Annotated in this window: 21 protein-coding genes and 1 tRNA gene; 12 read left to right on the plus strand and 10 right to left on the minus strand. The window is 58.2% G+C overall.

Going from position 1 to position 21,541, the window contains the following annotated elements; translation table 11 throughout:
* Nucleotides 1-13 precede the first annotated feature (13 nt).
* Both KORLAC_RS13295 and asnB read left to right on the plus strand, forming a co-directional pair.
* The gene (locus tag KORLAC_RS13295; RefSeq protein WP_068307239.1) at nucleotides 14-1,105 is read left to right on the plus strand and encodes an aspartate/ornithine carbamoyltransferase family protein; all 1,092 of its coding nucleotides are present in this window, start codon (nucleotides 14-16) and stop codon (nucleotides 1,103-1,105) included.
* Between the two features lie 57 nt (nucleotides 1,106-1,162).
* Entirely contained in the window at nucleotides 1,163-3,199 is a 2,037-nt protein-coding gene (gene asnB, locus KORLAC_RS13300) for an asparagine synthase (glutamine-hydrolyzing) (protein ID WP_068307241.1), read from the plus strand.
* A 63-nt stretch (nucleotides 3,200-3,262) separates the two neighbouring features.
* Here asnB and KORLAC_RS13305 read toward each other — a convergent pair whose 3' ends face one another.
* From KORLAC_RS13305 to KORLAC_RS13315, 3 genes are read right to left on the minus strand one after another with little or no spacing between them, the layout of a single operon-like run.
* Nucleotides 3,263-4,225 (minus strand): zinc transporter ZntB, encoded by a 963-nt coding sequence (locus KORLAC_RS13305; RefSeq protein ID WP_068307243.1) that lies wholly within the window; start codon nucleotides 4,223-4,225, stop codon nucleotides 3,263-3,265.
* Nucleotides 4,222-5,193, minus strand: a complete 972-nt coding sequence (locus KORLAC_RS13310) for a mechanosensitive ion channel family protein (protein ID WP_068307245.1) — start codon at nucleotides 5,191-5,193, stop codon at nucleotides 4,222-4,224. The genes KORLAC_RS13305 and KORLAC_RS13310 overlap by 4 nt, the downstream gene beginning before the upstream one ends.
* Before the next feature lie 21 nt (nucleotides 5,194-5,214).
* A complete protein-coding gene (locus tag KORLAC_RS13315) occupies nucleotides 5,215-5,997 on the minus strand; it encodes a periplasmic binding family protein (RefSeq protein WP_068307246.1) in 783 nt (260 codons plus the stop codon).
* Between the two features lie 166 nt (nucleotides 5,998-6,163).
* Between KORLAC_RS13315 and KORLAC_RS13320 the strand changes: the two genes are divergently transcribed.
* On the plus strand, nucleotides 6,164-8,098 hold the full coding sequence (locus KORLAC_RS13320) for a hybrid sensor histidine kinase/response regulator (RefSeq protein ID WP_068307248.1): 1,935 nt from the start codon (nucleotides 6,164-6,166) through the stop codon (nucleotides 8,096-8,098).
* On the opposite strand, the gene KORLAC_RS13325 is transcribed toward KORLAC_RS13320, so the two are convergent.
* Nucleotides 8,095-8,814 carry a hypothetical protein gene (locus KORLAC_RS13325; protein ID WP_068307249.1) on the minus strand — a complete coding sequence of 240 codons (720 nt, stop codon included), beginning with the start codon at nucleotides 8,812-8,814 and terminating at the stop codon, nucleotides 8,095-8,097. The two genes, KORLAC_RS13320 and KORLAC_RS13325, sit on opposite strands and share 4 nt — an antisense overlap.
* Before the next feature lie 201 nt (nucleotides 8,815-9,015).
* On the opposite strand from KORLAC_RS13325, the gene KORLAC_RS13330 reads away from it, so the two are divergent.
* The 8 genes from KORLAC_RS13330 to KORLAC_RS13365 all read left to right on the plus strand — a co-directional run bounded on the left by KORLAC_RS13330 (nucleotide 9,016) and on the right by KORLAC_RS13365 (nucleotide 14,249).
* Nucleotides 9,016-9,091 (plus strand) — tRNA-Thr (locus tag KORLAC_RS13330).
* Nucleotides 9,092-9,297: 206 nt separating this feature from the next.
* On the plus strand, nucleotides 9,298-9,540 hold the full coding sequence (locus tag KORLAC_RS13335) for a hypothetical protein (RefSeq protein WP_139167606.1): 243 nt from the start codon (nucleotides 9,298-9,300) through the stop codon (nucleotides 9,538-9,540).
* A 281-nt stretch (nucleotides 9,541-9,821) separates the two neighbouring features.
* Nucleotides 9,822-9,947, plus strand: a complete 126-nt coding sequence (locus tag KORLAC_RS19190; RefSeq protein WP_277620381.1) for a hypothetical protein — start codon at nucleotides 9,822-9,824, stop codon at nucleotides 9,945-9,947.
* Between the two features lie 62 nt (nucleotides 9,948-10,009).
* On the plus strand, nucleotides 10,010-10,438 hold the full coding sequence (locus KORLAC_RS18965; protein WP_068307253.1) for a hypothetical protein: 429 nt from the start codon (nucleotides 10,010-10,012) through the stop codon (nucleotides 10,436-10,438).
* 62 nt (nucleotides 10,439-10,500) lie between these two features.
* Complete coding sequence (locus tag KORLAC_RS13345) at nucleotides 10,501-11,400, plus strand: hypothetical protein (protein ID WP_068307255.1); 900 nt, start codon at nucleotides 10,501-10,503, stop codon at nucleotides 11,398-11,400.
* Nucleotides 11,401-11,922: 522 nt separating this feature from the next.
* Entirely contained in the window at nucleotides 11,923-12,471 is a 549-nt protein-coding gene (locus KORLAC_RS13355; protein ID WP_068307260.1) for a PAS domain-containing protein, read from the plus strand.
* A gap of 82 nt (nucleotides 12,472-12,553) precedes the next feature.
* Nucleotides 12,554-13,462: an MBL fold metallo-hydrolase gene (locus KORLAC_RS13360; RefSeq protein ID WP_206594969.1), complete on the plus strand. Its 909-nt coding sequence runs from the start codon at nucleotides 12,554-12,556 to the stop codon at nucleotides 13,460-13,462.
* A gap of 16 nt (nucleotides 13,463-13,478) precedes the next feature.
* Nucleotides 13,479-14,249: a sulfotransferase gene (locus KORLAC_RS13365; RefSeq protein WP_068307262.1), complete on the plus strand. Its 771-nt coding sequence runs from the start codon at nucleotides 13,479-13,481 to the stop codon at nucleotides 14,247-14,249.
* A gap of 5 nt (nucleotides 14,250-14,254) precedes the next feature.
* On the opposite strand, the gene KORLAC_RS13370 is transcribed toward KORLAC_RS13365, so the two are convergent.
* A complete protein-coding gene (locus KORLAC_RS13370; protein ID WP_068307264.1) occupies nucleotides 14,255-15,313 on the minus strand; it encodes a glycosyltransferase family protein in 1,059 nt (352 codons plus the stop codon).
* A gap of 152 nt (nucleotides 15,314-15,465) precedes the next feature.
* On the minus strand, nucleotides 15,466-15,930 hold the full coding sequence (locus KORLAC_RS13375) for a MarR family winged helix-turn-helix transcriptional regulator (protein WP_068307266.1): 465 nt from the start codon (nucleotides 15,928-15,930) through the stop codon (nucleotides 15,466-15,468).
* A gap of 99 nt (nucleotides 15,931-16,029) precedes the next feature.
* On the opposite strand from KORLAC_RS13375, the gene KORLAC_RS13380 reads away from it, so the two are divergent.
* On the plus strand, nucleotides 16,030-16,485 hold the full coding sequence (locus KORLAC_RS13380) for a hypothetical protein (RefSeq protein ID WP_068307268.1): 456 nt from the start codon (nucleotides 16,030-16,032) through the stop codon (nucleotides 16,483-16,485).
* A gap of 8 nt (nucleotides 16,486-16,493) precedes the next feature.
* Here KORLAC_RS13380 and KORLAC_RS13385 read toward each other — a convergent pair whose 3' ends face one another.
* The 4 genes from KORLAC_RS13385 to metF are packed head-to-tail and all read right to left on the minus strand — an operon-like array spanning nucleotide 16,494 to nucleotide 21,445.
* Complete coding sequence (locus tag KORLAC_RS13385) at nucleotides 16,494-16,778, minus strand: YdeI/OmpD-associated family protein (protein WP_068307808.1); 285 nt, start codon at nucleotides 16,776-16,778, stop codon at nucleotides 16,494-16,496.
* Nucleotides 16,779-16,828: 50 nt separating this feature from the next.
* The gene (gene metH / locus KORLAC_RS13390) at nucleotides 16,829-19,459 is read right to left on the minus strand and encodes a methionine synthase (protein ID WP_074519414.1); all 2,631 of its coding nucleotides are present in this window, start codon (nucleotides 19,457-19,459) and stop codon (nucleotides 16,829-16,831) included.
* Between the two features lie 5 nt (nucleotides 19,460-19,464).
* Nucleotides 19,465-20,532: a homocysteine S-methyltransferase family protein gene (locus tag KORLAC_RS13395; protein WP_068307274.1), complete on the minus strand. Its 1,068-nt coding sequence runs from the start codon at nucleotides 20,530-20,532 to the stop codon at nucleotides 19,465-19,467.
* A gap of 4 nt (nucleotides 20,533-20,536) precedes the next feature.
* Nucleotides 20,537-21,445 (minus strand): methylenetetrahydrofolate reductase, encoded by a 909-nt coding sequence (gene metF / locus KORLAC_RS13400; RefSeq protein WP_068307275.1) that lies wholly within the window; start codon nucleotides 21,443-21,445, stop codon nucleotides 20,537-20,539.
* Between the last annotated feature and the right edge of the window lie 96 nt (nucleotides 21,446-21,541).

The raw sequence follows: 21,541 nt of genomic DNA on the forward strand, positions 1-21,541 counted from the left end.
AGGAGAAGTCGCTATGGTAGGTGCAGAAAAAGCAATCTTCGAAGGTGCGGCCTCGTTCGAGCCCGAGCGCCCGGATGTATACGGCAGCGCCCACCCCAAGGGCCTGCTACGCGCTGTGCAGGAAGAGCATGAGTATCTGCTGACCCTGTCGAAAAACCATGTGGCTTCGGCCGCACAGTTCGAGCGCCCGCTGCTGACCCAACTGTTCCGTCTGGCAGCCAAATATGAGGCCAACCCGGACCGGTTCGCGACGCCGATGAAGCCACTGTCCGGCAAACTGCTGATCAGCGCTTTCTATGAGCCGTCCACCCGCACCCGGCTGTCGTTCGAAAGCGCCTGGCACCGGCTGGGCGGGGACATCATGTCGATCACCGACCGCTCCACCACTGGCATCGCCAAGGGCGAAAGCCTGTCCGACGTGGCAGAGATGTTCAACAACTACGGCGACTGTGTCGTGCTGCGTGACAATGCGGAATCGTCTGTGATGGAAATGATGGGCGCCTTGCGTATCCCGATCATCAATGCCGGCAACGGCATGGACGAGCACCCGACACAAGCGCTGGCCGACCTGTACGCCATCATGAAATGGCGGCCCGACCTGCTGGCCGAAGAGCCGGAGAACAAAATCAGGATCGGCATCGTAGGCGTGCCCAACCGCATGCGGACGGTCCGCAGCCTGCTGACGCTCCTGTCCCGTTTTTCCAATTCTTTCGAAGAGGTCGTTGTGATCCATGACGACAAGAATGGTGACGTTTGGGCGCCAGAGCAGAAAGAAAACCTGCTGCGTGAAGGCCTGAACATTCGCGAGAGCGATGACCTGGACAAGGAACTTCCTGAGCTGGACGTCGTTTATATCAACGCAATCGCCTGGGTAGCGGACGGCTTTGAGGTGATGGGCAAAAACCTGAAGCTGGACAAGGACTCGCCGCTCAAGAAAGACTCCATCATCCTGCACCCGCTGGCGCGCGGTGACGAGCTATGCACCTCGCTCGATGACACCGCGCACAATTGGTATTTCGCCCAGGCCCGCGGCGCTGTGTTCATGCGCATGGCCCTTCTGACCTGCATTGTACAGCGAACCGAAATGGTGATGGACGTGGTCTGACAAACCGGAATACGCGCCCGAACCCCGATCCAAGTTTAGAGAAAAGAGGCAGACCCCATGTGTGGCATTGCTGGTATTTTTTACCGAGAGAAGAACCGTCCCGTTAACGCGCAATTGTTGGCCAATATGGCCGCAATCCAACACCACCGTGGGCCCGACGGCTTCGGTGTGGAAGTGATGGACGGCCAGGGCGTCGGGTTTTCGCACGCCCGCCTGTCGATCATCGACCTCAATGAAAACCGGGCGCGCCAGCCCTTCCGCAGCGCGGACGACAGCCTGTTGCTGGCTCACAATGGCGAATTTTATGACTATCAGCGCATCCGCACGGACCTCACGAGCCGCGGCGCGCGCTTTAGTACCAAAAGCGACAGTGAGATCATCCTGCATCTCTACCCGCGCTTCGGCCTCGAAGAGACACTGAGGCGCCTTAGGGGCGAGTTCGCCTTCGCGCTTTATGACGAAAAGGAAGACGCCCTCCATCTGGTGCGCGACCGCTTCGGCATCAAACCGCTTTACTATCATATGAGCGACACAGGCGTTGTGTTCGGGTCTGAAATCAAGGTGGTGATGGCGCACCCGGATGTGCCGCGCCGCTTCAACAATGAAGGCCTCCTGCACCAGCTGATGCAAGTCATGGTGCCGGGCACCACGCCTTATGAAGGCATCCACCAGGTCAAGCCGGGGCATATTGTTACCTTCAAACGCCAGGGTCTTGGATATCAGGTACAGGACCGCCCTTACTGGGATTTCGAATTCCCGGAAGCCGATTTCCACAAAGGCCCGAAGGACGAAGACGAGAGCATCGAAGCCGTGCGCGAAGGCCTCACGGAGGCTGTGCGCCTGCGCCTTGAAGCCGACGTGCCCGTGGGCTGTTACCTCTCCGGCGGGGTGGACAGCTGTTCCATCCTTGGCCTGTCGGCCGCCATGCGGCAGAACCCAGTGAAGGCTTTCACCATCGGATTCACCGACAAGGCCTATGACGAAACCCCGATCGCGCAGGAAATGGCAGCCGCCACCGGCGCCGACCAGGATATCCTGCGGCTGGACGCCAATCAGCTGTATGGCCACTTTGAGAAAACCGTCTGGCACGCGGAACGCACCATCTATAACACGCTGGCCGTCGCCAAATATCTGATGAGCAAACATGTTCACGAAGCCGGCTACAAGGTGGTGGTCACCGGCGAAGGCTCTGACGAGCTGTTCGCGGGCTACCCCAGCTTCCGGCGCGACCTGTTCCTGCACGGCCTGGATGACCTGGAGGCGTCCGAGCGCGAGCGCTGGCAATCCATGCTGGGCGAGAGCAATGCGCTGTTCAAGGGCGCCATGCTGGCCGAAGAAGCGCACGAGGACATGTATCTGACAGACCGCGTGGGCTTCACGCCAAGCTGCCTGCAGCCGTGGCTTTCCTGTGAGGACACGGCGCGCGGCGTCCTGAACCAGGACCGGGCCGCTTTGCTGGCTGACTATAAGCCCGGCTTCGCCATCGCCGAAAAACTGGACCGCACCAAGCTGGATGGCCGCCATCCGCTGGACCGGGCGCAGTATGTCTGGTCAAAAACCATGCTGGAAGGCCAGATCCTCACCTGGGGCGGCGACCGGGTGGATATGGCCAATTCCATGGAAGCGCGACCGGCGTTCCTGGATCATCATCTGGCGGAAATGGCGACCAAGATTCCGCCGCTGCACCGCATCAAGGACCGCAAGGAAAAATATGTGCTGAAGGAAGCCATGAAGGGGCTGTTGCCGAAAACGCTGTATGAGCGTGAAAAATTTGCCTTCATGGCGCCACCGGCGACCATCAACAAGGACAAGTGGAACGCCATGAGGGCGCTGGCGGACGAGCACCTGAGTGAAAGCGCCGTCGCGGAAAGCGGCCTTCTGGATGCCGCCTCCGTCCAGGGCCTGATCGCTGAGGCTGAGAGTGACGCCACGCCGCGGGCCCGCAAGGTGCAGCTGGACGCTGTGATCAACCACATGCTGGGCGTACAGATGCTCTATAAGCATTTCGTATCGACAGATGTGCCGGCACTTGCGGAAGCCAAAGCCAAGGAACTGGGCTGGACGGCTGACGCCAACATCAAGGCCGCCGGTTAGGCTTGAAGCCAGTAGCTAGCGTGATAACGAGGCGTCAGTCCACCGACTGGCGCCTTTTTACGTTCAGAACCAGCCGCCGCGGCGGAAATACAGAAGCTGGCATATGGCAATGGCGGCACAGCCCCCGGCCACCCACCAGAAAGCCGTGGCGTCATCCGCCCCCGGCATACCGCCCACATTGATGCCCAGAAGGCCCGTGAGGAAGCCAAGCGGCAGGAAAATCGCCGCCACGATCGACAGCGTATACATGTTGCGGTTCAGCTTGTCTGAAATGGCAGCCAGCATTTCCTCATGCTGGAACTGTAGCTGTTCACGCGCGGCGTCCAGGTCCTCGATATGGCGGGCCAGATGATCGCCCGCGTGCCTCAGCCGCCGGGTTGCCTTGTCGCCCAGCCAGTCCTGCGCCAGTCCCTGCAGCTGGCTGATTGCCTGTTTCATCGGCACCAGATACCGCCGGATAAACAGCACAGTTTCCCTGAGGCTGTTCAGGTGCGAGCGCAGGTCCCCCGGCTTGCCTTCGAGGGCCGCGATCTCCAGCTCGTCAATATCGTCCAGAAGCTTGCCAATGGGGCCAGCCATGTTGCCAATGATCTCCACCGCGAGGCTCACGACCACCTCTGACGCGGTCACCGGTTTGTCAGAGGCTTTCAACTTGTCGATCAGCTTCCGCACCGCCATCACAGGCCGCCGTTCAGCGCTGATCACATGCTTGCCGTCGCTCCATATCCTGAGCGACACCATGTCATCGGGCTCGGCCTCGGGGTTCATGTTCATGCCGCGCAGGATGATCAGATATTCCTTGCCGAAATCTTCCACATGCGGGCGGGTATCTGCGGCACACAGGGCTTCGATCATGGCGCTGTCCATATAGGGCGCCGCCTTGGCCAGTTGCTCGGCCGCACCGTCGTCCGCCACATTCACATGCAGCCAGATGGGCTCGTCAATCTCACCCTGCACGTCTTGCGGGGATTTGGCTTCATGGTCGGGGTCCAGATACCGGGCATCAATGATGAAACTGTTGCTCATGCCTTGGCCTCCGCCGGCAATGCGCCAGATTTGATGTGCAAATCCCTCTGCGGGAACGGAATTTCCACGCCCGCCGCCTGGAACTTGCGCCAAATGGCAAACTGTACATCGCTTTTCGGCTCGCGCCGGCCTTCAGTGACGTCATCAACCCAGAAATAGACGCTGAAGTTGATGGAACTGTCGCCGAATGCATCAAGGAAACACTGGGGCTTCGGGTCGGCGCTGCAGCGCGGGTGTTCGGACGCGGCCTCAAGCAGCAGCTCCTTGACCTTATCGAGGTCAGAGCCGTACGCCACCCCAACCGTGATTTCCACTCGGCCCTTGGTGTTGGTGAGCGTCCAGTTGATCACCTTGTTGGTGATGAAATCCTCATTGGGAACCATCACTTCCTTGCCGTCGAAGGTTTCAACCAGTGTATAGCGGGCGCCGGAGTGACGCACGAAACCCTGGGTGCCGTCCGTCAGCTCCACAAGGTCATCAAGCTCCACCGATTTTTCGGCCAGCAGAATGACGCCGCTGATGAAATTCGATGTGATTTTCTGCAACCCGAAACCGATACCAATACCGATGGCACCGCCGATGACGGTCAGCGCCGTCAGATCAATGCCCATGACATCAAGCGCCAGAACCGTGGCAAGGAAATAGACGATCAGCGTCGCTGCCTTGGTGATCAGCTCACGATTGCTGGCCCGCACGCTGGTAATCTTGCCCACGCGTTTTTCAAACTGGTCCACACTAACGGATGCCAGCCACATGAACACAATGATAACCGTCATCGCCTTCAGAATCTTGTAGGGCGAAACGGTGAAATCGATAAAGCGGAAGGTCAGTTTTTCACTGTCCAGCAATTGCTCGACAGGCGCCAGGTACCCCAGATAGGAAGCTGCGATCAAGCTGCTGAGAGCAATGAGCACAAAGCCCTTGGCGGTTACCGTTCGCGGCCTGAAAATACTTTTCAGAACTGTCATATAGTCCCCCTTCTGGTCCCATTAATAGTCGGGAACACTGTCACCCACGATTTCCTTGTATGGCTCAACGTAGGGCTTTGTTGCTTCGGCGATAGCGCCGGTTTCCCGCGCCTGCTTCAGGCAGCCATTGAACCGGTCCCGGTCAGCTTTGCGGCGAAAATGCAGTTTATCGCCAAGCTCCTGAAATAACGCAACAAACTTCATCCTGGGCCAATTGGCGTCGCCATATTCGGCGCCGTTCAGGGCCACCTGATCCATATAATCGATGGCGAAAATCAGCCCGTCAGTAATAAACACATCCACATCGTCATTGACGAGCGCGAGACGCGAGGCAAAACCGGCTGGGGCTTCCCAGTAGCTGTCAAAAGCGGGCAAAGCTTCTGCAAGATTCGGAAACAATTCGATTGCTCCGCCAAAGCCCAGGACCCGAAGCCCCTTGAGGTCCGCCAGGGTCTCGATCTTGAGACCCTTTGACGCCAGGAAAGCCACCCCATTGCGCGAATGGATAAAGTCATCGCCAGGGAAACCGCTGACCCCCGCACTGTCCCACACGATGGCCACGGCGTCGAAGGACTTGTCGGTTTCAAAATCCTGCCAATGCTGCCCCCACCGGCTCGACACCAGCGTGAAAGACGTATCGCAGGCATCAAAAATGGCCTTCAGCGCCCCTGCACTGCGGCCGTCAGCCTGCTGATTGAAGTGGCCCGATAGGATGGGAACCGCAATTTTCATATCCGCGCGCGCCACCGAAGCGACCAGGAGCGATATACCTGCGAACGTCAGAACCATACGGGTCAAACCCATGAACCACCTCACTTTTCCGCATTCTCACTGACACAATAAAGGGTTCGCTTTCACTTGAATAGGCGATATTTCCCTTTATCCCGATGCAGTCCATAACTATGGTAACGTGAATTGCAGGTTGGGGAAACTGCCTTGCTCCGAGATCAAGGCAAACGAAGGCTACACCTTGGGACCACTGCGTGCTGCAATTGAGAATGTGCCAATCCGTTATTTCATCACCGGCGGTTTTCTGCTGGCTGGACTGGTAACAGCGCTCATCAATTTTACCGTCGCCCTGCCACGCGCAGAACAGCAAGCTTTTGAACTTGCTGAAGAAGATTTCGATTCCGACATGAGAGACATGCACGTGCGCCTGACAGCCCTGCTGGCCCAGGGCAACCGCACAGCCGTCAATCTGGGCATCTTCAGCGCCGCCAGCAAATCGGACCATGTCGCCCTTTTGGTCGTTGGCGACGACCAGAAAGTGCGCTTCGCGGACAATGTATCCCACAAAGGCCGCCTGGCAACCGACCTGCCCCTGGGGATCAAACCCGCCATGCTGAAGCGCGCGACCCTGACCGGCCAACTGATCACAGAACAGGACCACCAGAGACGATGGCTCATCGGCTATATCGGGCTTGGCTATATCGAGGGCGGCCAGATGCACCGCGATGTACTTGTGATGGTGCGCAGCACGGCCACCTTGCAGGCCCGCATCAGCGACGTTCTCGTGTGGCCCATCACGCTTCTCGGGGTAACGCTTCTGGTCCTGGCGGCGCTCATCACTGTGCTTTTGTGGCGCAAGGTGGATACCCGCGTCAGCTCGCTTGTGCGCGCGTCCCGGCAACTATCTGGGGACCATGATACGCTTGATCTGGCCGTCGAAGGAAAGGACGAGTTGGGCCAGATCGCCGATGAACTGCGGCGCACCCACTCCCTTCTCGGTATTCAGCGCGATGAACTAGAGGCGGCGATTGCCCAGGCGGAAGCCGCCAACCAGGCCAAGTCCGAGTTTTTGTCGAACATGAGCCACGAAATTCGCACACCGATGAACGGGGTGATCGGCAGCCTGCAGCTGATGCTGTCCTCAAGAAGCGATAACGAGCGCGGCGAACTGGCCGAAGCTGCCCACAGTTCGGCACTTGCCCTTCTTCATATCATCAATGACATCCTGGATTTTTCCAAGCTTGAAGCCGGCAAGATCGACATCAAGGCCGCGCCCTTCCTGCTGGCGCGCACCCTGCGCGACACGGAACTGTTGATGCGCCCAATCGCCCAGGAAAGAGAAAACAAACTGATCATCGATGCCGACAGCGATACCGACATCTGGATTTCAGCCGACGAAGTGCGCCTGAGGCAGGTGATCAACAATCTGGTGGGCAATGCGCTGAAGTTTACCAAAAGGGGTACCGTGACAATCCGGCTGTCTCTTGACCTAGCGGACACGGGGCCAGGCAAGTTGAAAATTTCCATCATCGATACCGGCGTTGGTATTTCGGAAGGTGATGTAACGCGGCTGTTCCAGCGCTTCAGCCAATTGGAAAACGCCCGCAAGGTGGGCGGCACGGGCCTGGGACTTGCCATCAGTGAACAGCTGGTAAAACTGATGGGCGGCGAGATCGGTGTCAAAAGCACCCTGGGCGAAGGCAGCGAATTCCATTTCTGGGTGCCTGTCAGCCGCGAGATTGCACCAGAGCAACCCGGTGCAACAAAAGAAATTCGGGTTTCTTCCGCCTCGATTTTGGTGGCTGAAGACGTCAAGCTGAACCAGATTCTGATTCAGAAGATGCTGACCCAGCTTGGGCACAAATGCGTCATGGCCAGCGATGGTTTCGAAGCCATCGAAAAGCTCCAGTCATTCGGCGCGGAAGCCTTCGACCTGATCCTGATGGACAACCAAATGCCCGGCATGGACGGGATCGAAACCGTGCGGCGCATCCGCAAGATGAACAAGGATATCGCCGCCATTCCCATCATCGCCCTGACGGCCGATGCCATGGCCGAACAGCGCCAGGCCTTCAGGGAAGCCGGCATGGACGGTTTTGTCAGCAAGCCCATTGAGATCGACCGGTTGCGCTTTGAAATTGTCCGGCTATTGAAGCCAGCGGGCGACGGCGCCTAGACCAGCCCACGCTTGCGGTAGGACCGCAGGCTTTCAAGCGACCGGCCATAGTGATAGCGGACCTGATCATCGCAGTAGCGGTGTTCGGCGGCGACGGGACATGCCAGACGGGCCTGGCAGGCCTCAGCGCAGCTGGACCCATCCGACAGGCGGTGATCAAAACAGCGCCCGGACAGGAACTCACCGTCCGTGACCGCTGCGGCCGGGCAGGCCTTGATGCAGGGTTTGTCTTCGCACGCATCGCACGGGGACGTGTCTCGTGGGCGGGAGACAGGCGTGAAGCGGCTATCAGCCAGCACCAACGCCCGGTAAGCAAACCAGCTGCCCCAGTCGCGGTTGATGCCCACCCGGAACTTGGATGCGTGGTGCCAACCTGCCAGTTCGCCGATACGGATCAGCGGAACCGGGTTGTCAGACGGCGGATAGAGAAACTCATAGTCAGCACACGCGGGGCTGGTGTCCAGATAGGCGCTTGCGGCGTCCCGGCTGTGGCTGTCAATCGGGTCGTCGGTACTGAGGCCACCCGCCGTCACAGCCCGCCACAGTGCCTTGCCGCCATGGCCCAGCAGAATCAACTGGCGAAATCGGGATGTCCCCGCGTCCGTACCCACGAGGGCGTCGTGCACGTCGGCAGGCAAAGCCTCAAGCGCGAAAACCGCATGAAGGTTCAGCCTGGCCCGCGCCAAAACACCTTGTTCGTCAAAAAGATACTGCAAGCCCTGCCCCCAGCTTTATTCCGGTTTGATGCCCGGCACCGTACCGGCCCGCGCGGGCGCTTGCAAGCACCGCCATAGGCGCCAGAACCCGGCGCAATAAGCCTTGTGAAAAAATCGTACAAAAGGGGCTTGCACTGATTTTTTTTTGTGCTAGAAGATGCGCCCACGGACACGGCGCCACCGCGCGCCAGTTGGAAAAGTGCCGGTATAGCTCAGTTGGTAGAGCAGTTGATTTGTAATCATCAGGTCCCGAGTTCGAATCTTGGTGCCGGCACCACTTTCCCTCCGATTTCCCCAAGCCATTTGATCATGACTGTGCCCTTGCACCAGCGGGACCGCGACGTTCGCTGCTGGCGTCTGCGCATGCTGCTGCCTGGCTTGCCAATCTGTCAGGCTGGCGGGCTGCCGGGTGGTAATTCGGGGGTGGCATCGCCATATACAGGATCGCAGCAAATTCATGCTGCACTTTTGAAAGGACATATCATGTCCAAAAAATCCGGCAAGCCAACCCCAAGAACCCCCGCAAACACAGATAAAGGCGGCCTGGCCGCATCCCCTGACCTGTTCGACCCAACCGTCACACCCTCCGACCTTGATGAAATGGCCAAATACGGCATCAAATGCATACCGGTGGATTACTTCCATTTCGGTGATTTCCGCTACACCAACCTGGCCGACGCCATTGCCCAGGCCAAAAGAGGCTGCGGCACCCTGTCGGAAGTCTAGACCTTCCGCCAGCCAAAACCCTGGCCTCCGCGCTTCTCTATCAATCACGTGACCCTCCATCCAGGCTACCCTGGATGGACGCCTTTACGTGCGCCTGCCAAAGTATTTAAAACAATAAAAACCCAGTACTATTGAAATAAAATTAAAAATAAAAAACAATTTATCTACATCAATTTAAATAATTAAATATCATTTTATTTTATTGATATTGAATATTCTTAAATAAACACCACATAAATAAAGGGCGGAGATCATCTTCTTCCCACATAGAAAGAACCAAAATGACTTACAAAGATTTGTTCAAGCCAAAAAAAGAAGCGACATCACCAGAAGCCCAAGCTGCTGATGCGCCAAAAGCCGCCCCAGCGACTGAAGCAAAAAAAGTAACCACAGCGCCGAAGTCCTGATTCAGCGTGCCAAAGGGGGCGGGACATTCTCTCCCCCTCTTCTCCTGTCCAGGCGATAGGACATGAACAGAAACTACAAAACACACATTGTATTCATCCACCCGTTTGCGATCGCCGGGTATAAAGAAACCCTGCCCGCAGGCACATACCGCCTGGACGTCGAAGAGGAGCGCATCGAAGGCCTCTCCTTCACGGCCTTCAAGCGGAAGGAAGTCACCCTTCACTTGAACCAGAACCCGAAACGCCCCGGCGTCAGCGAAATGCTCACGCTTGCTCCTCACGAAATTGACGCCGCGATGGTCTGGGACCGACGGCGCGACACGGCTATCGACCATAGCCAGCCACGCGCACGGCTTTTTGCCCCTTCCTTGTCGCAGTCCGCCATAGACCGCGGCGAAAACGAAGGCATGCTGTGGGTCAGAGACGACGGGACCGATCCTCAGTCGCCTTACCCCGGCGACAAAAAGTTTCTCGACGGCAAGGACAATTGATGAAGCTCGTGCGAACGCCCGGCGGAAGAAGCCACCCCCTTGACCCCGAAAGGACACCCCCCTTGCCAACAGCAGTCCGTATCAGAACCTGCGCCTTTTATGTCCTGACATGCACAGTGATGCTGTTTTACGGCTCACTGATCGCGATGGCCGAGGACACGGCAGCCAACATTCCGGAAAACGCCAGCGAGCGAAACTATGGCGGCGGCTGGGAATGCGACCCGGGCTTTATGGAATCCCGCGGGTCATGCGACACTGTCACTGCCCCTGAAAACGGATACCTGACTGGTAAAAGCTATGGCAAGGGCTGGGAATGCAGTTTCGGCTACCGCCAGGAATCCCGGTCATCAACCTGCGTGCCCGTCACGCCGCCAACAAACGCCCATCTTACCGATTCCGCCTATGGCAGCGGCTGGCAGTGTGACCGCGGCTTCCGTGAGCGCAGAGACACCTGCGTTGAGGTGACAATCCCGGAAAATGGCTATCTTCAAGACGACACTTGGGCCTGTGACCGAGAATTCCAGCGGCACGGCAATTCTTGCGTCCCCATACAAGTGCCTGAAAACGGCTACCTTTCCGACTCCCGGTCTGGCAAAGGCTGGGATTGCGCCTACGGCTTCCGCCCTAAAGGCACCACCTGCGCCCCCATCCCTGTGCCCCGCAACGGCTTCCTGACCAGCAGCCCTTACGGCAAAGGCTGGGATTGCGACCGTGGCTATGAAGCGATCAATGAGAAGTGCGCGGCCATCAAAGTGCCAGCGCACGCCTATCTCGAAGTGTCGTCCTACCGAACCGGCTGGGCATGCGAACGCGGTTATCGCAGGGAATTGGACCGTTGCCTCGCCGTTCGAGTTCCCGCCAATGCGCACCTGGACTATGCCGGTGACGGCTGGGATTGCAACGCCCCCTTTATAGAGGAACATAACCAATGTGTATTGCAGATTGCCCGGAACCAGCGCTAAGGCCTGCCGCCCGGCGCCAACTTGGCCGGCCCTCATGACCGGGCCTGGCCATAACGCCCCGCTGCAGGAAGATAGCCCCGCGCAGCAGGCGAAAACAAGGGTTTGCCTGAAATGCAAGACCCCCTTCGAAAGCGCCTGGATCGGCGAGCGCATCTGTGGGCGCTGCAAAAACACCGGGGTCTGGAAAAATGGCGTCGCTGTCAACTCCGGCCGCAGAAATGCCATGCGCCGCAGCACTCCTGGCACCGCCGACCGCTAGGTCAGCGGGCGCCCCTATCAGCCTGCCCCTCCCGAATACGCTTCACAAAGCCTGCACCAAGCCGTCAAGGCCGCACCGAGAATCCAGAACAAGAAATTGCGGCTTTGACACACTCTGGGAAACAATCTTTCCCATTCGTGCTTTGTTCCCCACAATTTGCCGGCAAGGCGCATTTTTTCTGAAGAAAATAGTTAAATTTACTTTAACCAAATCGTCATATCAGGTAGACAGCCGCCAGTTTCGAGTTTTTAAGGACTGCCCCAATGTCGGCTGGCATTTCAATTTTGAAGGACCTTGTGTCCAGTGGTTCCGGTGGATCATCCACAGGCGCCCACCCGAAAGGTGTGCTGTCCGAGGACGGCGGCGAGGCCATGATCCGCCAAGCGGAACTCGCGGCGCTCTACCAGTTCTGGGTCGACAAGAAATCCAGCCTGGGCAAAATTCCCTGCCGCGCCGACTTCAGCCCGCTCGAGCTCACGCGCCTCCTGCCCCATATTGCCCTGGTAGATGTCGACCATGCGTCCGGCACGCCTGAGTTCACTTTCCGCCTGTGCGGCACCCAGATTGCCGAAGACAGCGGCGTGGACCTGACAGGCAAGACCTGGAGCCACTTCCCGAATTCCGAGCAAGTGATCAAGCGCGCCATCAAGCTGACAGAAAACCTGCAGCCCTATTATGCCACCAACATCCAGGCCAAATGGGCACCCAAGAATTTCCACCATTATTCTGTGCTGGCCCTGCCGCTTTCAAAAGACGGCGAGCAAGTGGACATGATCCTTTATGGTGTCATGTTCCACCCTTACACGTCCTGATCCGCCCCAAGCGAATTTAGCCCTCCCCCGATCCGGGCTTCCATGCCATAGTCCCGGAAACACTATTCACCGGGGGAAGTCCATGCGCGGCCTGATCATTTTCTGTCTAATCACCAGCCTGTTCACAGCCAGCGCCATAGCCGATGACGGCATGAAGCTTGTGATGCTCGGCACCGGCACCCCGAATGCTGACCCGGCCCGGTCTGGCCCTGCCCTGGCCGTTACCTTTGGCGGAAAGGCCTATCTGGTGGATGCGGGCCCCGGTGTGGTGCGCCGCGCGGCGGCGGCTGAGCAGAAGGGCGCGATGGAGCTCGCGCAACCGAATCTCGACCATGTGTTCATCACCCACCTCCATTCCGACCATACGCTGGGCCTTGCCGACCTGATCTTCACCCCCTGGGTGCTGGAGCGCGACCATCCACTCACGCTCTATGGACCCACCGGCAGCGCCGATATGGTCGACCATCTTTCAAAAGCCTATGCGGTTGACGTGGCCATGCGCCTTGGCGGGCTCGAACCCGCCAACCCGGACGGATATAAGGTGACGGTGCAGGAGATCGGCCAGAACAAGGTCCTGATCGACACACCGGACATCCGCATCAGCGCCATTCCGGTGCTGCACGGCAGCTGGGAGGAAGCGTATGGCTTCAAATTTGAAGCCGGCGGCAAGACCATTGTGGTCTCCGGCGACGCGCGCCCGAGCGGCCGGCTGCTGGAAGCCGCGCGCCACGCCGACATCCTGGTGCATGAGGTTTATTCCGACGCCGGGTGGCTCAGGCGCGAGCCGGTCTGGCAGAAATATCACAAAAGCTTCCACACATCGGCGACCGAGCTGGCGGAACTGGCAAACAAGGCCAAACCCAAGCTCCTGGTGCTGACCCACCAGCTTTACTGGGGTACGTCAGACGAGGATCTGGTAAAGGAAATTCGGGCTGCTGGCTACAAGGGCGCCCTGGTCTCCGCCAAAGACCTGGACATTTTCAAGCCCTGACAGACGTGAGAGAGACATGGCACTAACCCAAAACCAAGGCATCGAACCACCCGTCATCATTCTTGGCATCCATAGGAGCGGTACAAGCCTGCTGACCCGGATGCTGGAGAAGATTGGCCTTTTCGTTGGCAAGGACCTGCAGGGAGATCATGAAAGCCGTATCTTCATCCAGATCAACAACAAGTATTTTGAGAAAACCGGCAGCAGCTGGGATGCGCCGGTCTATCCGATGCAAGCTGTAGCGAAAACTAACCTGCTAGCCCCCGTTTTCCGCAAAAATATCGACAGCATCCGAGATAGTTATGGCCCCATGGAAGGGCTGTGGGGCTTCAAGGACCCACGTACGGTAATCACCTTGCCCTTCTGGTTGGATCTGTTCCCGGAAGCCCAAATTATCTACATCACCCGGAGCCCCAATGATATTGCCCGGTCTCTGACACGGCGACACACCAACCTTATAGATCGCGGCATTTTCCCCAAGGAAGGGGATTTCGCAAAAGCCAACATTCGGTTCACCCAGCGCTGTGCTACTTTCGGCGGCAGCTTGGACTTCGCGCTGGAACAGTTCGATTTTGTGAATAGGCTGCAAAAAGCCGGATATTTGAAAGACGCCCTTCAGCTCAGCTATGAAAGCCTCATGCGCGACCCTCTTTTCGAACTCCGGCGTTTGAGCCATCATTTGAGCCTGTCCCCCTCACGGGAGCAGGTACTGGAAGCTGCAGCGATGCCCGTCGGTGCGCCAGACACGTCCGACCTTATCGGCTCGTATTTCCCGGATATTGGCTGATCCCGTTACGCCGGACGACAGGAAGGATAGCGCTCATACAGCGCTTCGGTAAGCGCTTCCCGCCGGGACCACAAATCATAATACCAGTTGATCTGCGCCGTAATATGGTCCGCCTGCATACGATTTTTCAGCACATATTCAAAGGCCCCCATGGCAAGACTTTGTCGATAAGCACTGTCGGAAATCAGGCGGTCCAATGCTGCCTCCCATTCCGCAGGCGTATCAGCAATCAAGCCCGTTCGGCCATGGTCGACTGTGTCGCTATAGACAACAGGGCTGGCAATCACTGCCGTGCGCGCCCCACCGCATTCGACAAATTTCACGTCACTTTTATGGCGGGTAAATTCACTGTCGTTCAGGGGAAGAAGCGCAATATCGCAGCTTTGAAGACAGCGCATATAATCGCTGTAAGCCAGTCTTGGGCGGTAGGCCTTCGCCGGATGGTCCAGAGCCTCGAAAAACGCCTTGTCGAACAGCACGATCGGCTGGATATTTTTGTGTCTAGCCAGCACCTTGTTGAAGGTGTCCATCAGCGGCAGCCAAGCTTCACGCCGATTGAGCGCCCCGAAGAATACCCGGACACGCTTGCTATTCCGGGTCATGTTTGTGGGCACCTGTCCCAACTGGTTGGCAATTACGTTCACTTCCGGGTTATAGCGCGAAAACAGATCCCGCAGCCTTTCTGTCGATGTTTGCACTGCATGACACGCCGAGAAGGCCTCCCATTTCATGGATTTCTCCCAACGAGGCTTGCTGGACTTCACCGGCGACAGGGGATAATCATCCCGTTCCACCACCACCAGCCATCCCTCGGCAATAATCCGCCGCAAGGCTGCAGGCCATTCTACCGGATCGCCCATGCACCGTTGGATCACCATGATTTTCGGGGCTCCAGGAATGATATCATTCATAAAGCTGATCTGTTTCTCCACAAGCCGCACATTTGCGCCATGCATCTGCATGGCTTGGATCGGCTGCTGGATACGCACATCCATAAAATCAGGTGCATAGGCGCAGTACATTAGGTTCAGCGGCTTGTTCGGCCAATCGTTATACGCAAGCACCGGACTATCTCTCCCACCACATAATCAGAGGAGCAGGACCTCCTCCCCATCTGCTTCGCTTCATTTAGCCCATGTATTTGAAAACTTCACGAATTTTCCGGTTCCTCACCCCCGCCCGGTCTGCGTGACAGGCGGCGAAAGCCCCAAGTTTTTCACGCCTTAGGGGGAGCCGATCGTCGGGTGACGATCTCGTCCCCCTGGTCCCGCACATGCTTGAGAAACGCTGAGATCACCCGTCGTTCTTCCTCTGAGAAGGGCGCCAGCAGGTCTTCGTTCATCTCGTTCACGCCTGCTTTTGTCCGGTCAATAACCGCGCGGCCGTGATCCGTGGCAGACAGAAGTTGGCTGCGGCCATCCTCTTTGCTTCTGGCACGGCGAACCATGCCCTTGTCCACCAGCGTATCAACCAACCCCGTCAGCCGCGACTTGCCCATATTCAGCTGCGCTGCCAGCACTGACGCCGGCACATCATCCCGCCGGTACAGGCTGAACAACACCACCTGGTGGGCTGTTGTTATGCCTTCCCGGTCGCGCATCACCCGGTCGGCCGCACGGAACAGCGTGCCGCTGGCTTGCTGCAACAGATGAAAAACAAAGAGGCGATCATCATTTGACATAGTTCAACCTTGAACTAATTATTTCAACCATGAACTAAATACGCCGTCACCATGACCGGCCAACTGTCAAAAAGCAAGCGCTGACAAAGGAAGAATACGATGAAAGATGCCGCCTATATTACAGCAATGGCAGCCAACCTGATTTGGCTGGGTATGGCCTTCCGCTATTTCGGTTTCCAGCATTTTGCTGCGGCCAAGGTGCTGGTTCCCAAAAGTGAACGCACCTCCCCGCTGTTCCCGACCGTGGCGGCTGGCACCCGGTTCCTGGGCGGCATGAATGGTGCGCTCGCCCTTTTTGCGCTGCTGCTGCTTGTGTTCAAATTGCGGGGCAGTGACCTGTTCGCCGCCTGGCCTGAGCGGGTCGTCCTGCTGGCAATCTTTGCAGCGGCCCACTTTTCGCAGTTTGCCTTCAACCTGCCGGTGCTGAAGGCTGGCGGGCGGCAGGGTGACAGCTACTGGCCAGTCACGTCCGGACCGATGCTTTTCATCTTTGTCGTCGATGCGGTGATGACACTGCTCAATCTGGTGGTTGCTGCCGTTATCTTTGCAGCCTGACAGCAGGATCAGGTGCGCCCGCCGTCGCGCACCCGGTGCGTGCACCCGGGCCAGCAACAGGGCCGGCGCTTGCCGTCTGCAAGGTTTTCGCCTGCGCGGCCAATCCGCTTGGCGCGGGTCTCGGCCTTCTTGGCATCCTCAACCCAGCAGATCCATTCATTGCGGGCAAGGGGCGTGATATCCAACCAGGCAGCCAGAACAGCAGGGTCTGCCGTCAGTTCGGCTTCCAGGTCAGGCGGCAGGTCATGCACCACGCCGCCTGGGATGTTTTCTTTTGTCGCTACCTTGGTCATGGCCCCTACCATTGCGCCAGAAGGCTCGTCGGTCAACCGTCCCTTCAGCCCTAATCCGCCAGATTGGGCCTGAGCCAGCGCTTGGCCAGCTCAAGGTCCACGCCGCGGCGTTCGGCATATTCCGCCAACTGGTCTTCACCAATCTTGCCCACGCCGAAATAGTGCGCCTCAGGGTGCGCGAAATAATAGCCGGACACGGCCGCCGTCGGCACCATGGCGAAACTGTCTGTCAGTTGCACGCCAACGGCATTTTCAGCGTCCAGAAGGCGGAACAGCTCAGGCTTTTCGCTGTGGTCCGGGCACGCAGGATAGCCGGGCGCCGGGCGGATCGACTTGTAGCGTTCCTTGATGATTTCCTCATTGGTCAGGTCTTCATCTTTGGCGAAGCCCCACAGTTCGGTCCTGACAAGCTCATGCATCTTCTCCGCAAAAGCTTCCGCCAGCCGGTCTGCCAGCGCCTTCAGCAGGATATCGCTATAGTCATCGTGTGCGGCCTGGAAGCGTTCCAGATGCGGCGTGATACCGTGTCCGGCGGTAACCACGAAACCACCCATCCAGTCAGGTTTGGTGCCTTGGGGTGCGATGAAATCGGCCAGACAGTCGTTGGCGCGACCTTCGCGCTTCTGCACTTGCTGCCTGAGGAAATGCACGCGGCTGAGCTCCTCGTTCCGGTTATCGCCGGTATAGAGCACCACATCGTCCCCGTCGGCGTTCGCGGGCCAGAAGCCCACCACGCCCTTGGCCGTCAGCCATTTCTCATCAACAATCTTCTTCAGCATCTCCTGCGCGTCTGCAAACAGGCTGCGCGCGCTTTCGCCCACCACGTCATCTTTGAGGATCGCAGGATAGTTACCCGCCAGCTCCCAGGTGCGGAAGAAAGGTGTCCAGTCGATACGTTCGATCAGGTCCTCCAGTGGGAAGTCCTCATACACCCGCGTACCGGTAAAGCTTGGCCGCACCGGTGTGAAGGCGTCAAAATCAGGCGTTGCCTTGTTCTTGCGCGCATCCGCCAGCGCCACCAGCCGGTCCGACTTGGGCTTCGCCAGCCGCTTCCTGAGGATATCGGCATATTCTTCACGGGTCTTCTGAACAAATGCCGACTTGCCGTCCACGCTGACCAGTTGGCTGGCCACACCCACCGCGCGGGAAGCGTCCAGCACGTGGGTCACGGGGCCGTCATATTCGGGCGCGATCTTGACGGCTGTGTGCACGCGGCTGGTGGTGGCACCGCCGATCAACAGCGGCATGTCAAACTCGGCGCGCTTCATCTCTGACGCCACGGTGACCATCTCGTCAAGGCTTGGCGTAATCAGGCCCGACAGGCCGATCATGTCGGCGTCATGGTCGTTGGCTGCCTTCAGAATATCGGACCAGGGCACCATCACGCCCAGGTCGATCACCTCGAAATTGTTACATTGCAGCACCACGCCCACGATGTTCTTGCCAATATCGTGCACGTCGCCCTTCACGGTCGCCATCACGATCTTGCCCTTGGCCTTGGCGCCCTCTTCCTTCTCGGCCTCGATATAAGGCTGCAGGTAGGCGACAGACTGTTTCATCACGCGGGCGGACTTGACCACCTGCGGCAGGAACATCTCGCCCGCGCCAAAGAGGTCACCCACCACATTCATGCCGTCCATCAGCGGGCCTTCGATCACCTGGATCGGCCGGGCGTACTTCTGGCGGGCTTCTTCCGTGTCTTCCTGGATATAGTCGGCGATGCCCTTCACCAGCGCATGCTCAAGCCGCTTTTCAACTGGCTGCTCGCGCCAGGAAAGGTCCTCGACCCGCGCCTTGGCGCCATGGCCCTTGAAATCGTCTGCGATTTCGAGCAAGCGTTCTGTGGCGTCAGACCGGCGGTTCAGGATCACATCTTCAACCCGTTCCCGAAGGTCATCCGGGATATCGGAATAAACCGTCAACTGGCCCGCGTTCACGATGCCCATGTCCATGCCTGCGCGGATGGCGTGATAGAGGAACACGCTGTGCATGGCCTCGCGCACCGGGTTGTTGCCCCGGAAGGAGAAAGACACGTTCGACACGCCGCCGGAGACTTTGGCGTGCGGCAGGTGCTTTTTGATCAGGCGCGTGGCTTCAATGAAGTCCACGCCGTAATTATCGTGCTCCTCGATCCCGGTCGCGACCGCGAAGATGTTGGGGTCGAAGATGATGTCTTCGGGTGGGAAACCCACTTCATTCACCAGGATGTCGTAGGATTTTTTGCAGATATTGAACTTGCGCTCGATGCTGTCGGCCTGGCCCTTTTCGTCAAAGGCCATCACGACAACGGCGGCGCCGTAGCGCATAATCCGTTTCGCCTGCTCAACGAACGGCTCGCGGCCTTCCTTCATGCTGATGGAGTTGACCACCGCCTTACCCTGCACGCACTTGAGACCGGTCTCGATCACGCTCCATTTGGAGCTGTCGATCATCACCGGCACGCGGGCGATATCAGGCTCAGCTGCGATCAGCTTGAGGAAGGTCTCCATGGCCTCTTCGGCGTCCAGCATGGCGTCATCGAAGTTGATATCGATGATCTGCGCGCCGCCTTCCACCTGATGGCGGGCAACGCTCACTGCTTCTTCATAGTTACCTTCGAAGATCAGCTTCTTGAACTTGGCGGAGCCCGCAACATTTGTGCGCTCGCCAACATTGATGAACTGGGCGGTTGGTTTACTCATGATACTTACTCAGCCGCGTTGATGATTGAAATGGGATCGATGCCCGACAGGCGCATGGCCGGCGCAATGGTCGGAACCTTGCGTGGGGCGATGCCCGCGACACCGTCGGCGATGGCCTTGATGTGGTCAGGCGTGGTGCCGCAGCAGCCCCCCACGATGTTGAGGAGGCCCTCTTTGGCCCAGTTGTGCAGGTGCGCGCCGGTGACCTCGGGGCTTTCATCATATTCGCCCATCTCGTTCGGCAGGCCCGCATTCGGGTAAATGGCCACCCGAGTGTCGGCAATGGCCGACAGGGTCACGGCGTGCGGGCGCAGGTGCTCTGCCCCGAACGCGCAATTGAGGCCGATGGTAAACGGCTTGGCATGCTTCACCGAATACCAGAAGGCCTCGATGGTCTGGCCCGAAAGGTTCCGGCCCGACATATCGGTGACGGTGCAGGACAGCATGATCGGCAGCGCTACACCGCGGTCCTCGAACACATCCTGGGTTGCGAAAATCGCCGCCTTGGCATTGAGGGTGTCGAACACCGTCTCAATCAGGATGATATCCACCCCGCCGTCCATCAGGCCTTCAACCTGAGTGCGGTAGGCCGTGACCACGTCATCAAAGTTCACTTCGCGGAAGCCCGGGTTATTCACGTCCGGCGACACGGAAAGCGTCTTGTTGGTGGGGCCGACGGAGCCTGCAACATAGCGCGGCTTGTCGGGCGTGCGGGCCGTCCATTCATCCGCCACGCGGCGGGCAAGCTTGGCACCCTCGACATTGATCTCATAGGCGAATTCCTGCATGTCATAGTCCGCCATGGAAATGGTGGTGCCGTTGAAGGTGTTGGTTTCAATGATGTCCGCCCCGGCCTCCAGGAACGCGCTGTGGATGCCCGCAATCACATCCGGGTTTGTCAACACCAGAAGGTCGTTGTTGCCCTTGAGGTCTGATGGCCAGTCCTTGAAGCGTTCGCCGCGATAGTCCGCTTCCTGAAGCTTGTGCTTCTGGATCATGGTGCCCATGGCGCCGTCCATCACCAGGATTCGCTTGTTCGCCAGTGCTATAAGCTCAGCTGTCTTATCGGTCATGGCCTTAGCCCTCCTTACCCGCGCGAATGCCAAGCATATGGCAGATCGCATAGGTCAGTTCCGCCCGGTTGAGCGTATAGAAATGAAAGTCGCGTACCCCGCCTGCGTACAAGCGCCGCACCATCTCGCCCGCGACCGTGGCGGCCACAAGGCTACGGGTCTGCGGCTTGTCATCCAGGCCGTCGAACAGGTCACCCAGCCACTTTGGTACACTGGCGCCTGCGGTAGCGGCGAAGTTTTTCAGTGTAGCATAGTTGGTCACCGGCAGGATGCCCGGCACGATCGGTACATTGATGCCGTAGGAATCGCAGTGATCCAGAAAGCGGAAATACTGGTCGGGCTCGAAAAAGAACTGGGTGATGGCCCGGTTCGCGCCCGCGTCCACCTTGCGCTTCAGGTTATCAAGGTCAGCCGCCAGCGTGGCGCTGTCGGGGTGTTTTTCCGGATAGGCGGCCACGGAAATGTCAAAATCGCCAATCTTGCGAATGCCTTCCACAAGCTCAGCCGCGTTGGCATAGCCACCCGGGTGCGCTTCATAGCGGTTCGCACCTTCCGGCGGGTCGCCCCGAAGCGCTACGATGGAACGCACGCCAGCTTGGTAGTATTCGCGCACCACCTCGTCAATCTCGTCGCGCGTTGCACCCACGCATGTCAGGTGCGCGGCGGGGGCGAGGCTGGTTTCTTCGACAATCCGCTTGACGGTATTGTGGGTACGCTCCCGCGTGCTGCCGCCCGCGCCGTAGGTCACGGAAACGAACTTCGGGTTCAGCTCCTCAAGCGTCTTGATAGAATTCCACAGGGTTTCTTCCATCTTCGGCGTCTTGGGCGGGAAGAATTCGAAGGAAACATTCACGTCGCTCACCGCTTCTTCGAAAAGCGAGTTCAGACCATGTGGATTATAACGCTGGGCCATTGCCCTACTCCTCAACTAACCTTGAGAAAAAGTCCTTCGGCTTCGCCTCAGTGTACTTTTCCTCATTCATTTTAGACCGTCATGCTGAACCAAGTT

The organism is Kordiimonas lacus (assembly GCF_001550055.1).
Lineage (GTDB): Bacteria > Pseudomonadota > Alphaproteobacteria > Sphingomonadales > Kordiimonadaceae > Kordiimonas > Kordiimonas lacus.